Here is a 13287-nt window from a genome sequence, read left to right as displayed (position 1 = left end):
GTCGATATCGAGCGGTGGACGGGCGGCGGCCGGCGGCGCCCGGGGCCGTCCAGGCGACGGCGGGGCGGGGGCCGGGCGGCCGCGGGGCGAGGCCCGGGGTTGACGAGATTTCAGCACGGGCGGCGGTACGGGCCTCTCCCGGGTGATTGTCGGGCGTACGGGCCCGGTCATACGGTCGAGGGGCGGTCGTGACCGGCCCCGATCGACCTTCCGCACGCCAGGAGCCCTCGTGCCACCCGCCGGCCCTCCCCCACGCCGTGCCGTGCCGTTGCGCGCGCTGCTCGCGATGTCCGCCATGTCGGCCGCCTTCGCGGCACAGCTCGTCGGGGCGCTGCTGCCCCTCGTACCCGTTCTGATCGCCGGCACACTCGGCGGCCTCGCCCTCGATCTGTACGCGCGGCTCCGGTGCCCAGGACTGCTCGCCGCGCTCAGCAAGGTCCGCTGCGATGTCGTCGTGCGCCAGTTGCTGCGCGACATACTGGTGCTGGTGGGACTGCTGCGCATCGACGGCATCAGCCCCCTGCGCGAGCAGGCGCCGCTCGCCCTCGCACTGCTCGCCCTCTACGCCACCCACTTCGTCTGCCAGGCGGTGGCGATGCTGGTGCGCCGCGCCCGTACGCTGCCCGTCGTCACCCGCAACATCGACGCCTCCGCCGCGCTGCGGCTCAGCCCCGCCCCGCCCCGGCTGCTCGCCCGGCGCCCCGCCCACCGGCTGCTGGCCTTCTCCGTCCCCGGCACGCTGGGGCTGATGGCCACGGCGGCCACGGCGGACGCGGCCTGGGGCGGCGCCGGGCTGGGCGCCTCCCTGGTGATGGCCGTGGGCGGCACCCTCCACCTCGCCCGCTGGCTGCTGCCCGGCCGCCGGATCGCCGACGAGCGGCGGGCGCTGGAGTGGCTCGACGCGTGGCTCGCCGAGTACCGGCCCACCGTCGGCCTGTACTTCTCCGGCGGCACGTCCTCGGCCTACCAGGCCAACATGTGGCTCACCACGCTCGCCCGGCTGGAGGGGCGGCCGCTGATCGTGCTGCGCGAGCGGTTCATGGTGCAGCGGATCGACGCCACGGACGTGCCCATCGTGTGCATCCCCAAGGTCGCCCACCTGCTGCGGCTGGAGCGCTCCACGCTCAAGGTGCTGCTGCACCCGGCCAACTCCGGCAAGACCTCCCAGGTTCTGCGCATCCCCACGATCAAACACGCCTTCATCAACCACGGCGAGAGCGACAAGCTCTCCAGCTGCAATCCGTACGCCAAGGCGTACGACGAGGTGTGGGTGGCCGGGCCGGCGGCCCGTGAGCGCTATCGGCTCGCGGACATCGGCGTGGACGACCGGGACGTGGTCGAGGTGGGCCGGCCGCAACTGGACCCGGGGCCGGGAGGCGTGATGGTGCCGCGTGCGCGCCCCGCGGCCGAGGCGTGCGCCCCGGGCGCGGCGGCGCGCGCCACGCCCGAAGAGGCGCCCGGGCCCGGGCGGCCGCTCACCGTGCTGTACGCGCCCACCTGGGAGGGCTGGACCGAGGACCCGGGCAACACCTCGGTGATGATGGCCGGCGAGCGCATCGTGCGTGATCTGATCGCGGAGCCCGGGGTGCGGCTGCTGTACCGGCCGCACCCGCTGACCGGCTCCGTGGACCCCCGGGCCGGGCTCGCCGACCGCCGCATCCGGGAAATGATCGCCATCGCGAACGGCCCCCGGCGCTGGGAGCGGGCGGCGGACGACGCCCGCGCCACCGCACAGCGGCGCGAGCGGGGCGGACGGGGCGGACGGCCCGGCGCCCACCGCGCGGACCCGGCCGCCGCGGGCTCCGCCGAGCTGCGGCGCCTCGCGGAGCGCATCGACGAGCTCACCCGTACGGCGTTCCGCCCCAGCGCCGACGAGGCCGAGCGGATGCTGGTGCAGGGCGCTCCGGACGGCGGCCGGGCCGAGGCGGTGGCGGCGGCCGTCGCCGCGTGGGAGGCCGCGTACTGGGCGTCGCGGCCGGCCGACGAGCACCGCGTGGTCACCGGCCCGCGCCCCGGCCTGCACTCCTGCTTCGCCCGGACGGACCTGCTGATCAGCGATGTGTCGAGCGTGGTGTCCGACTATGTGGCCAGCGGCAAGCCGTACGCGGTCGTGAACACCAGCGGGATGCGGGAGGCGGACTTCCGGGAGGCGTACGTCACCGTGCGGGCCGCGACGATCCTCACGCCCCGGGGCGAGGGGCTGCGGGAGGCGCTCGACGCGGTACGCGATCCGGCGCGCGACACGCTCGCGCGGGCGCGCGTGGCCCTCAAGGAGCATCTGCTGGGGCCCGACGAGCCGACGGCGATGGAGCGGTTCGACGCGGCGGTCCGCCGGCTGGGGGCCAAGGCGGACGCCCGGCGGGCCCTGTCGGGGGCGCGGCGCCCGGCCTGAACGGCTGAGGGCTGACAGCTGACAGCTGGCGGCTGACGACTGAGGGGCCGTCGAACGCGCGCCGACGGCCTCTCAGGGCCGGGTCAGGACGACGACCGCGTTCTGGCCCCCGAAGCCGAAGGAGTTGCTGACCGCCGCCGTGACGGGCTCCCGCCGCGGGGCCTTGCGGACGACGTCGAGGTCGATCTCCGGGTCCTGGCAGTCGAGGTTGGCCGTGGGCGGGATGAGACCGTGCTGCAGCGTGAGGACGGTGCAGGCGGCCTCGATCGCCCCGGCGGCCCCCAGCGCGTGGCCGAGGACGCCCTTGAGGGACGTGGTGGGCGGCACGCGCGGGAAGACGGCGCGCAGCGCCCGCGCCTCGGCCGGGTCGTTCTCCCGGGTGGCCGTGCCATGGGCGTTGACGTGGTCGATGTCCTGGGGGGACAGCCCGGCGTCGCGGAGGGCGGTGCGCAGGGCGCCGGCGGCGCCGTGGCCTTCGGGTTCGGGGACGGCGACGTGGTGGGCGTCGCAGGACGCCCCGTACCCGGCGAGACGGGCCCGTACGGGGGCGCGGCGGGCGCGGGCGTCCGCCGCGCGCTCCAGCACCAGCAGGCCGGCCCCCTCGCCGAGGACGAAGCCGTCCCGGTCGCGGTCGAAGGGCCGCGAGGCCGCGGCGGGGTCGTGGCAGTGCCGGGACAGCGCCCGCATCTGGGCGAAGCACGCGGCGGGGACCCGCGTGCGGTTGGCCTCCGCGCCCCCGGCCACGGCGATGTCGCAGGCCCCGCCGCGCAGCAGGTCCCGGGCGACGCCCAGGGCCGTGGTCGACGAGGCGCAGGCCGTGGACACGGCCAGGCTGGGGCCCCGCGCCCGCAGGTCCAGCGAGATCTCCGCCGCGACCATGCTGGGCACGCTGCGGACGATGGCCAGGGGCGAGATGAGGTGCGGCCGGCCGGCGGCGAGCCGGGCGAACTCGGTCTCGTACCGCTCGAAGCTGGCGGTGCCCACGCCCACGACCACCGCCACCCGCTCGGCGTCCCAGGAGCCGTCCGCCAGCCCCGCGTCGGCGACGGCCTCCCGAGCGGCGAGCAGGGCCAGCTTCGACACCCGGTCGAGCCGCACCTCCAGGCGGCGGCCCAGCAGGGCGACGGCGTCGAAGTCGGGCACCCGGCAGGAGATGTCGACGGGCAGCCCGGCCAGCAGGGGGTCGGTGGCGGCGGTGGACACGCCGGCCAGCACCCCCCGCCACGTCGCGTCCGTGCCGAGGCCGGCCGGGGTGACCAGGCCCAGCCCGGTGACCACGATGTCGTCGGGCGTCATGCGGTGTTCGCGGTGGTGCCCGCCATGCCGGTGGCGAGCCGGGCGGCCACGGTCTCGGCCGCCTGGGCGAGCGTGTGGCCGGCCGTGATGCCGTCGAGCCGATGGCCCGTCTCGTCCTCGACGGTGACGGCGAGTTCGGCGAGGGCCAGGGAGTCCAGCCCGAGTTCGTCGAAGGAGGCGTCGGGGCGCAGTTCCTCCTCGGACAGCGCGAAGGTCCGGCACAGCACGTCGGTGATCATCCGGTAAGGCGTGAGGTCGTCGGCCATGAGATCTCCTGGTGGGGAACGTGGGGCGGCTCGAAGGAGGCGGGCGGGCGCAGAGCCTGCCGCAGATAGGTCATGTCGGTCTCGGGCGGGGGAGACAGGGCCGGCGGCAGGATCGTCTCCAGCAGCGTGCGGTCGTAGGCGCGCCGGACCGTGCTGTAGGCGGTGATGCCTCCGATCACGCCCGCCACGACCCGCTCGACCGGGCCCAGGCGGGTGCACGCGGGGTCCAGAAGGACGTGCATGCCGGGCCAGTTCTGCCGGACGGCGGCCAGGACACGCCGTACGGGGGTCTCCCGCGGGTGGGTGAGATGGAGCGTGTCGGTGGGGGTGAGCGGGGTGCGACCGAGCGTGCCGGCCATCACCTCTGCCGCGTACTCGACCGGGAGCAGGTTCATCGTGGCGTCCGGCCGGCCCGGGAAGCGCAACGGCCCCGCCGCCGCGGTGGCGAGGGCCGACCGGACCGTCCCGTAGCGGGTCAGCAGGGACAGGCGTGCCCCGGCGTCCGCGAGCGGGTGCCGGGGGGCCGTCGGCGGGCGGAGCCGCGAGGTGACCAGGACGGCGGGCCGCCAGACGGTGACGGGCCGGTCGTGGCGGCGGGCCCACGCGCGGACGAGCCGTTCGGCCCGGTACTTGGACCGTTCGTACGGCGTGAGGAATCCGTTCCGGCCGTCGAGATCCGTCTCCCGGACGAGCCCGTCGAGCCGTCCGCCCGCGACGTACGCCGTGCTGATGTGCACCACGCTCCCCCGGGCGCCGCGGGACCGCAGGAAGTCCAGGAGGTGGCGGGTGCCCCCGACGTTGACCCGGTCCAGCCTCCGGTCGTCCGCCGTCAGGTCGATCAGCCCGGCGCTGTGCCACCACTCGTCGACACCGGCGGCCAGTTCCGCTCCCGCCGGGGCGCTCAGCCCCAGATCGGGCCGGGTGACGTCCGTCCGCACCAGTCGGACGCGCCGCTCCCAGTCCTCGGGCAGCGCGGTGCCGGTCGCCGCCAGGGCGCGCCGGAGGCGCCGCCGGCCGGCCGGCCCGTCGTCCCGGACGAGCGCCACGGCCTCGGCCCCTCGCGCGAGGAACCGGGCCAGCAGGTGCGAGCCGAGGAAACCCGTGGCCCCGGTCAGGGCGACGCGCATGCGCCCGTCCGTCCTTCCGGGAGGGCCCGCGGGCCGGCCGGGGGCGCCGGCAGGGGCGCCGGGGCCACGGCCCGGCACAGTCGCGCGATCTCCTGCCGCCACAGCGACGGGATGCGGTCGGCGCCGGGCACGGCCGCGTCGCTGACCACGGCGGCCTGGGCGGACGCCCCGAAGGTCGTCAGCCCGACATTGAACGGGTGCCCGGGCGGCAGCAGGGTCATCGGCAGCAGGTCGGTCAGCTCCGGTGGCACCGCGCCCGCGTCGCTCCCGCTCGGGATGTACGAGGCGATGACCGGGGCGTAGCGGGGATCGAGCAGGCGGCGGAGCGTGAAGCGTACGAGCCGGGCCGGGGCGATGCCCAGCAGGTCCTGCGCGGTCTGCCGGGTGCGCGCAGACTTGACCGCCTCGGTCGCCCGGATCGTTCCCAGCAGCCGCAGCCAGGGGTCGCTCTCCTGGCACGGCAGCCACACGCGCCGCAGGAGCAGCCGGTTGCCCCAGGTCCGGGGCTCGTCGGGGCGCCGCACGTCGAGCGCGACGCCGACGGCCAGCGGCCGCGGGTCCCGGCCGGCCTCCAGGTGCCATGTGCGCACCGCCCCCGCGAGGGCGGCGAGGTGCACATCGTGCACGGTGCCCCTGCCCGCGCGGGCGACCGCCCGCACGGGGGGCAGGTCGACGGCGGCGGTGGACACCCGCCGACGGCCCGAGAGGTCCCACGGGCCCGCCATTCCGGTGGGCCGGAAGCCGCAGAAATCGATCCCCATCGCCGCCGCCGTCCCGAGGGCCCGCAGCACGCGTGCCGGACGGGAGCCGGCCCCCAGGGCGCCGGTCGCCCGCGGGACGCGGCCCGGCCCCGCGGGCGAGAAGAGCGTCCGCAGCGTCTGTCCGATGGCCACACCGTCCTGCCGGCCGTGGTGCACCCGGTAGAAGAGCCCGTAGCCGTCTCCCGCCGCCGGCCGCACCATCCCCAACTCCCAGCCGAGGTCCGGGGACAGGGGCTCGGCCCACAACCGGTACATCGCCTCCAGGACGCTCGCGCGGCCCGCGGTGTCGACGACCGTCTCCCGTACGTGCCGGGCGAGGGCGACGTCGGCCATCGGCTCCCACCGCACGGACCGCCCCGACCGGCGCAGTTCGTGCGTGAGCACGGGAAGCGCGGGCAGCGCGGCGCGGACCAGCGCTCTGACGTCCTCGATCGAGGGCGCCGCGCCGTCCAGGTGGCCCATCGCCCCCACGCCCGGACAGGCCCGAGGAGCACCGCGGGCCCACAGGAGGAGTGCCTCGTCCAAGGCCGAAGCGCGACGCTGCGGTGGGGCATGCACGGACAACCCGCCTCTCTGGTGCGCGCGCCATGTCTCGGAGGCACGTTTTTCGGAGGCACGCGCCCGGTCCGGGTAAATCACACGCCAACCGGGGCCGTCCCGCGAGACAGCACCCGGAGGGCCGCACACGGTTCACCCGCATGCCACAGCGGGCGAGCGGGTTTCGTCACGCTGTGTCACGCGGCCGCGCCGGGGGCCGCCGGGAGACCGCCCCGGCGCACGGCCGTACACAGCACACCGGCCCACCCGTGACGAACACGGATGGGCCGGTGGAAGGGCCTGCGGCAGGCGCGCCGGGAGCACCGCCCGGCGCGCGCCTCGCGCGAACGCGCCGCTCACGCGGAAACGCGACTCACGCCGACGCGCGCCTCGCGCGGACGCACGGCTTGCGCACCTCGCGCGCACGCGCCGCGCTTACGCGAAGGGGTCGAAGCCCTCGAACTCCCGCTGGACGTCGTCCCGCTCCGCGTCCCGGTCCCGGCGCCGCTGCGCCGCCGGCCGGGGCGCGTCGAAGCGGTGGTCCTCGCCCCGGCGGCCGAGCATCTCCGCGCCGGAGGCCATCGTCGGCTCCCAGTCGAAGACGACCGCGTTGTCCTCGGGGCCGATGGCCACGCCGTCGCCGGCCCGCGCGCCGGCCTTGACGAGCTCGTCCTCGACGCCGAGCCGATTGAGCCGGTCCGCGAGATAGCCGACGGCCTCGTCGTTGTTGAAGTCGGTCTGCCGGACCCAGCGCTCCGGCTTCTCGCCGCGCACGCGGAAGAAGCCCTCGCCCTCGGCGGTGACCGTGAACCCGGCGTCGTCGACGGCCTTGGGCCGGATGACGATGCGGGTCGCCTCCTCCTTCGGCTTGGCGGCCCGCGCCTTCGCGACGATGTCCGCCAGCGCGAAGGAGAGCTCCTTCAGGCCGGTGTGGGCGACCGCGGACACCTCGAACACCTGGTAGCCGCGCGCCTCCAGGTCCGGGCGGACCATCTCGGCGAGGTCCTTGCCGTCGGGCACGTCGATCTTGTTGAGGACGACGATCCGGGGCCGCTTGTCGAGGCCGCCGTACTGCTTGAGCTCCTCCTCGATGACGTCGAGGTCGGAGACGGGGTCGCGCTCGGACTCCAGGGTGGCCGTGTCCAGCACGTGCACCAGCACGGAGCAGCGCTCCACATGGCGCAGGAACTCCAGCCCCAGGCCCTTGCCCTGGCTGGCGCCGGGGATCAGGCCCGGCACGTCCGCGATGGTGTAGACGGTGGCGCCGGCGGTGACCACGCCGAGGTTCGGCACCAGGGTGGTGAAGGGGTAGTCCGCGATCTTCGGCTTGGCGGCCGAGAGCACCGAGATCAGCGAGGACTTGCCCGCGCTGGGGTAGCCGACCAGCGCCACGTCGGCGACGGTCTTGAGCTCCAGGACGATGTCCTGGGTGTGGCCGGGCTCGCCGAGCAGCGCGAAGCCGGGGGCCTTGCGGCGCGCGGAGGCCAGCGCCGCGTTGCCGAGGCCGCCGCGGCCGCCCTGGGCCGCCACGAAGCTGGTGCCGTGGCCGACGAGGTCGGCGAGCACGTTGCCGTGCCTGTCGAGGACGACGGTGCCGTCCGGGACGGGCAGGAACAGGTCCGTGCCGTCCTTGCCGGAGCGGTTGCCGCCCTCACCGGGCTTGCCGTTGGTGGCCTTGCGGTGCGGCGAGTGGTGGTAGTCGAGGAGCGTGGTGACCGACTGGTCGACGACCAGGATCACATCGCCGCCACGGCCGCCGTTGCCGCCGTCGGGGCCGCCGAGCGGCTTGAACTTCTCACGGTGAACGGAGGCGCAGCCGTGGCCTCCGCTACCCGCGGCGACATGGAGCTCGACGCGGTCCACGAAGGTGGTCATACGGGGGCCTCCTGAGTGCGTACGGGGTGTGTCTGTGCGTGCTGCCGGGTGCGCACGGTGCCGGAAGAGCCCCGTACCCACCCCGTACAACACGCCGAGGGCGGACCTGCTTCCCCGTCTCGGTGGACAGGGAAGGGCGGTCCGCCCTCGGTGGTGTGTCGGTGTCGTCCGGGCTGATTACTCAGCGACCGGGACGATGTTGACGACCTTGCGGCCACGCTGGGTGCCGAACTGCACCGCACCGGCGGCCAGGGCGAACAGGGTGTCGTCGCCGCCACGGCCGACGCCGGTGCCCGGGTGGAAGTGGGTGCCGCGCTGGCGAACCAGGATCTCACCCGCGTTGACGGTCTGGCCGCCGAAACGCTTCACGCCGAGCCGCTGGGCATTGGAATCGCGACCGTTCCGAGTGGACGATGCGCCCTTCTTGTGTGCCATCTCTCCTCAGTCCCTTACTTCGCAGCCGTGGGGATGCCGGTGACCTTGAGCGCCGTGTACTGCTGGCGGTGGCCCTGCCGACGACGGTAACCGGTCTTGTTCTTGTAACGCAGGATGTCGATCTTGGCACCCTTGTGGTGGTCCACGACCTCGGCCTGGACCTTGATACCGGCCAGCACCCACGGGTCGCTGGTCACGGAGTCGCCGTCGACCACGAGCAGGGTCGAGAGCTCGACCGTGTCGCCAACCTTGGCGGTGGAAATCTTGTCAACCTCAACGATGTCGCCGACAGCAACCTTGTGCTGGCGACCACCGCTGCGCACGATGGCGTACACGCGGATCTCACTCTCTGCTCGTGAACGGGACCTCTGATGCCAGCCACTCACACGGCCACCGGTGGGACCTGAAGTCCCAGCGTCCGTGATCATCCGGAAGGACGAGCGGCCTCTCCTGGCGGAACCGGGAGGGATGTGCTCAGGGGTTTGGCGAACAAACGCCGAAGGTCAAGACTAGGGGGGCGGTGCGTCGGGGGTCAAATCGCGGCGCTCCGGTGACGCCGGAGCGCCCCCCGTGCCCGGCTCCCCGTCTCTCGCGTGAGGGACGGGGGCCGCGGGCCGCCGTGAGAGCGGACGGTACGGGCACGGTCCGCGCCGGGTGGCGTGGACCGTGCCCGTACCGCTTCGGACCGGTGACTACTCCGCCGCGGCCGTCTTCTTGGCCGCCGCCTTCTTGGCCGGGGCCTTCTTCGCCGCGGTCTTCTTGGTGGCGGTCGTCTTCTTCGCGGCCGTCTTCTTGGCGGTGGTGGTCTTCTTCGCCGCCGCCTTCTTGGCCGTCGTCGCCTTCTTAGCCGGCGCCTTGCGGGCCGTCTTCGCCGCCTTCTTCGCGGCGGGCGCCGCCTCCGGCTCCACGGCCTCGGCCTCGGTGGCCTCGGCCGCCTCGGGCCGGGCCGGCTCCTCGGCCCCGACGGGCTCCGGGGCCTCGGCCGCCGCGGCCGGCTCGGCCGGAGCCGCCGCCGGTACGACGACCACGGCCGCCTCCGCCGCCTCGGGCGAGCCGGCGGGCGCGGTGGCCCGGCGCGCCACCCGGCGCCGCGGACGAGCCGGTACGGGCTCGGGCTGCGGCTCCGGCGCGACCTCGGCCGCGGGCTGCGGCTCGGGCTCGGCCACGGGCTCCACGACCGGCTCGGCGGCGACCTCGGGCTCGGCGACGGCCACCGGCTCGGCGGCCGGCTCCACCACGGGCTCGGCCTCCACCGGAGCCTCCGCCTGCGCCTCGGCCTTCGCCTTGGCGGCCTTGCGGGTCCGCCGCGGCTTCTCGGCCTTCTCCGCCTTCTCGGCCTTCGCCGGCTTCTCGGCCTTCGCCGGCTTCTCGGCCCGCTCGGGCTTCCCGGGCGCCTCGGCCGTGACCGGCTCCGCCGCCCGCGCCGGCTCCTCGGCCGCCTCGGGCTTGCGCTCGACCGGCACGACGACCTCGGCCTCGACGGTGACCGCCGCCGGCGGGCCCGCCGGAGCGGTGGCCTTGCGCGTGGCCCGGCGCCGCGTACGGCCGCGCCGTGCCGCCGCCTCGGCCTCCGCCGGGCTGCTGTACAGCTCCTCGTACGGCGCGAACGCCGGCTCCGGCAGCGCCTGCGGCTCGGCCACCTCGGCGGCCACCTCCGCGGCGGCCTCGGCCTCAAGGGCCTCGGGGGCCTCGTCGGCCTCCGCGGTCTCCACGGCCTCCGGGGTCTCGGCCGCCTCGACGGCCGCCGCGGCACCCTTGCCCTTGCGCTTGCGCTTGGCGCTGCCGCCACCACCGCCGCCGACGGTCGTCGGCTGGTCCATGTGGACGATGACACCGCGCCCGTTGCAGTGGACGCAGTTCTCGGAGAACGACTCCAGCAGACCCTGACCCACCCGCTTGCGGGTCATCTGCACCAGGCCCAGCGAGGTCACCTCGGCCACCTGGTGCTTCGTACGGTCGCGGCCCAGGCACTCCAGCAGACGGCGCAGCACCAGGTCCCGGTTGGACTCCAGCACCATGTCGATGAAGTCGATCACGATGATGCCGCCGAGGTCGCGCAGCCGCAGCTGGCGCACGATCTCCTCGGCCGCCTCCAGGTTGTTCCTGGTGACCGTCTCCTCCAGGTTGCCGCCCTGGCCGGTGAACTTGCCGGTGTTGACGTCGACCACGACCATCGCCTCGGTCCGGTCGATCACCAGCGAGCCGCCGCTCGGCAGCCAGACCTTGCGGTCCAGCGCCTTCATCAGCTGCTCGTCGATCCGGTAGGTGGCGAAGACGTCGACGTCCGAGGTCCACTTCTGGAGCCGCTCGGCGAGGTCCGGGGCCACGTGCGAGACATAGCCGTGGATCGTCTCCCAGGCGTCGTCACCGCTGATGATGACCTTGGAGAAGTCCTCGTTGAAGATGTCGCGCACGACCCGGACGGTCATGTCCGGCTCGCCGTACAGCAGCGACGGCGCGTTGCCGTTCTTCGCCTTCTTCTGGATCTCCTCCCACTGCGCCTGGAGCCGCTCGACGTCGCGGCGCAGCTCGTCCTCGCTCGCGCCCTCCGCGGCCGTACGGACGATCACGCCCGCGTCCTCGGGGACGATCTTCTTGAGGATCTGCTTCAGCCGCGACCGCTCGGTGTCGGGCAGCTTCCGGCTGATGCCGGTCATCGAGCCCTCGGGCACATAGACCAGGTAGCGGCCGGGCAGGGAGACCTGGCTGGTCAGCCGGGCGCCCTTGTGGCCGATCGGGTCCTTGGTGACCTGCACCAGGACCGGCTGGCCGGACTTCAGGGCGGTCTCGATCCGGCGCGGGCCGTTGGCCATGCCCAGCGCCTCGAAGTTGACCTCACCGGCGTAGAGCACGGCGTTGCGGCCCTTGCCGATGTCGACGAAGGCGGCCTCCATCGACGGCAGCACGTTCTGGACCTTGCCCAGGTAGACGTTGCCGACGTAGCTGGTGGCCTGCTCCTTGTTCACGAAGTGCTCGACGAGGACGTTGTCCTCCAGCACGCCGATCTGGGTACGGTCGCCGTTCTGGCGGACGATCATGACCCGCTCGACGGCCTCGCGGCGCGCCAGGAACTCCGCCTCGGTGATGATCGGCACCCGGCGGCGGCCCTGCTCACGGCCCTCGCGGCGGCGCTGCTTCTTGGCCTCCAGACGGGTCGAGCCCTTGATGGACTGCACCTCGTCGGACGGCTCCGCCTTCTCGCGCGCCGGACGCGGCTCACGGATCTTGACGACCGTGCGCTCCGGGTCGTCGCCGGCCGGCTCGGCCGCGCCCTCGCCCGCGTCCCCGCTGCGCCGACGGCGCCGGCGGCGGCGACGGCTGCTGGTCGACGAGGCACCGGCCGCGTCACCGCCGAAGCCCTCGTCCTCCGACTCCTCGTCCTCGGCCTCAACCTCCGCGGCGGCCTCGGCACCGGCCCGGGGCTCCCGCTCCTCGGCGCGCTCCTCGGCGGCCCGCTCCTCCGCCTCCTCGGCGGTCTCCGCGTCCGCGGCCTCGCCCCGGCGGCGACGACGGCCGCCCCGGCGACGGCGGCGCGAGGGGCGCTCGTCGGTGTCCTCGGCCTCGTCCTCGTCGAGCTCGGCGGCCTCGGCGGCGGTCTCCTCCGCCTCCTCCTCGGCGGCCCGGGCGCCGGCGGCCTGCTCGGCCTCGGCGGCCATGCCCCGGCGGCGCCGGCGGCGGGAACCGCTGGTGCTCACGGGGGCCGGCTCCGGTACGACCTCTTCCTCCTCGACCACCCCGGCCTCGGCGGCGGCCTCGGCGGCAGCCGCAGCGGCGGCCGTCTCCGGGGTCTGGAACATCGGCTCGGTGAACACCGGCGCCTGGAAGACGGCGGTCGGCGGGCGCACGGCGCGGCGGCGCGACGGGCGCTCCTCCGAGCGGGCGGCGCGGGCCGGGCGGGTCTCGGCGGCGGCGACGGCCGGCGCGCGCTCCACCTCGGGCTCCGCCGACGGCGCGACCTCGGCGACCGCCTCGACGGTCCGCTCGCGCTCGGCCTCCGCGGCGGCGGCCTTACGGGTGGCCCGGCGGCGGGTACGCGGCGCGGGCGCGGCCTCCTCGGCGGCGGCCGGCGCGACGGGAGTTTCGGGGGCCGCGGGGGCCTCGGCGGCGGGCGCGGCTGCGGCCTCGGGGGCCGCGGCGGCCGGCGCGAGCTCGGCGGTCTCGGCGCGCTTACGGGTGCGGCGGGCGCGCTTCGCCGGAGCGGCGGGCTCCGGGGCGGCCTCGGTGGTCTCGGGGGCGGCGGCGGCCGGGGCCTCGGCGGTCACCGTGGCGGCGGCCTCCTCGGCGCCCTTGGGCGCACCCGCGGGGGCAGTGGCCTTGCGCGTGGCCCGGCGACGGGAACGCGGCGCGGACTCCGCAGCGGCCTCGGGCGCCTCAGCGGCCTCGGCGACCGGCGCGGCAGCCACAGCCGGCTCCACGACCTCGGCGGCCTCCACGGCACCCTTCGGCGTACCCGCCGGAGCGGTCGCCTTGCGCGTGGCCCGGCGACGGGAACGCGGCGCGGACTCCGCAGCGGCCTCGGCGGCCTCAGCGGCCTCGGCGACCGGCGCGGCAGCCACAGCCGGCTCCACGACCTCGGCGGCCTCCACGGCACCCTTCGG

The 13287-nt window shown here is 75.4% G+C and carries 9 protein-coding genes; 1 reads left to right on the top strand and 8 read right to left on the bottom strand.

Annotated elements, in window-relative coordinates; genetic code table 11:
* The first annotated feature begins 229 nt into the window (after window positions 1-229).
* Window positions 230-2392 carry a hypothetical protein gene (locus ACSNOD_RS08040; RefSeq protein ID WP_436766081.1) on the top strand — a complete coding sequence of 721 codons (2163 nt, stop codon included), beginning with the start codon at window positions 230-232 and terminating at the stop codon, window positions 2390-2392.
* 72 nt (window positions 2393-2464) lie between these two features.
* Here the strand turns inward: ACSNOD_RS08040 and ACSNOD_RS08035 are convergent, their stop codons facing one another.
* The 8 genes from ACSNOD_RS08035 to ACSNOD_RS08000 form a co-directional block, all read right to left on the bottom strand.
* Entirely contained in the window at window positions 2465-3688 is a 1224-nt protein-coding gene (locus tag ACSNOD_RS08035; protein ID WP_436766080.1) for a beta-ketoacyl-[acyl-carrier-protein] synthase family protein, read from the bottom strand.
* Window positions 3685-3954, bottom strand: coding sequence for an acyl carrier protein (locus tag ACSNOD_RS08030; RefSeq protein WP_436766079.1), 270 nt, complete (start codon window positions 3952-3954; stop codon window positions 3685-3687). The genes ACSNOD_RS08035 and ACSNOD_RS08030 overlap by 4 nt, the downstream gene beginning before the upstream one ends.
* Complete coding sequence (locus tag ACSNOD_RS08025; RefSeq protein ID WP_436766078.1) at window positions 3924-5081, bottom strand: SDR family oxidoreductase; 1158 nt, start codon at window positions 5079-5081, stop codon at window positions 3924-3926. Before ACSNOD_RS08025 ends, ACSNOD_RS08030 begins: the two co-directional genes overlap by 31 nt.
* Window positions 5066-6367, bottom strand: coding sequence for a hypothetical protein (locus tag ACSNOD_RS08020; RefSeq protein WP_436766077.1), 1302 nt, complete (start codon window positions 6365-6367; stop codon window positions 5066-5068). Before ACSNOD_RS08020 ends, ACSNOD_RS08025 begins: the two co-directional genes overlap by 16 nt.
* A 447-nt stretch (window positions 6368-6814) precedes the next feature.
* On the bottom strand, window positions 6815-8254 hold the full coding sequence (gene obgE / locus ACSNOD_RS08015) for a GTPase ObgE (RefSeq protein WP_436766076.1): 1440 nt from the start codon (window positions 8252-8254) through the stop codon (window positions 6815-6817).
* A gap of 177 nt (window positions 8255-8431) precedes the next feature.
* Complete coding sequence (gene rpmA, locus ACSNOD_RS08010) at window positions 8432-8689, bottom strand: 50S ribosomal protein L27 (RefSeq protein WP_436766075.1); 258 nt, start codon at window positions 8687-8689, stop codon at window positions 8432-8434.
* 14 nt (window positions 8690-8703) lie between these two features.
* A complete protein-coding gene (gene rplU / locus ACSNOD_RS08005) occupies window positions 8704-9024 on the bottom strand; it encodes a 50S ribosomal protein L21 (protein WP_436766074.1) in 321 nt (106 codons plus the stop codon).
* Window positions 9025-9381: 357 nt separating this feature from the next.
* Window positions 9382-13245, bottom strand: a complete 3864-nt coding sequence (locus ACSNOD_RS08000) for an Rne/Rng family ribonuclease (RefSeq protein ID WP_436766073.1) — start codon at window positions 13243-13245, stop codon at window positions 9382-9384.
* Window positions 13246-13287: the final 42 nt, after the last annotated feature.

This window comes from Streptomyces sp. URMC 123, assembly GCF_051386515.1.
GTDB lineage: Bacteria > Actinomycetota > Actinomycetes > Streptomycetales > Streptomycetaceae > Streptomyces.
Note: the sequence above shows the minus strand (reverse complement) of the source record. Positions and strands in the feature narration are given on the sequence as shown.

Excerpts from the sequence above, each read along its gene's own strand:
- ACSNOD_RS08035 (WP_436766080.1), bottom strand. The coding sequence starts at position 3,688 with ATGACGCCCGACGACATCGTGGTCACCGGGCTGGGCCTGGTCACCCCG.
- ACSNOD_RS08030 (WP_436766079.1), bottom strand. The coding sequence starts at position 3,954 with ATGGCCGACGACCTCACGCCTTACCGGATGATCACCGACGTGCTGTGC.
- ACSNOD_RS08025 (WP_436766078.1), bottom strand. The coding sequence starts at position 5,081 with ATGCGCGTCGCCCTGACCGGGGCCACGGGTTTCCTCGGCTCGCACCTG.
- obgE (WP_436766076.1), bottom strand. The coding sequence starts at position 8,254 with ATGACCACCTTCGTGGACCGCGTCGAGCTCCATGTCGCCGCGGGTAGC.
- rpmA (WP_436766075.1), bottom strand. The coding sequence starts at position 8,689 with ATGGCACACAAGAAGGGCGCATCGTCCACTCGGAACGGTCGCGATTCC.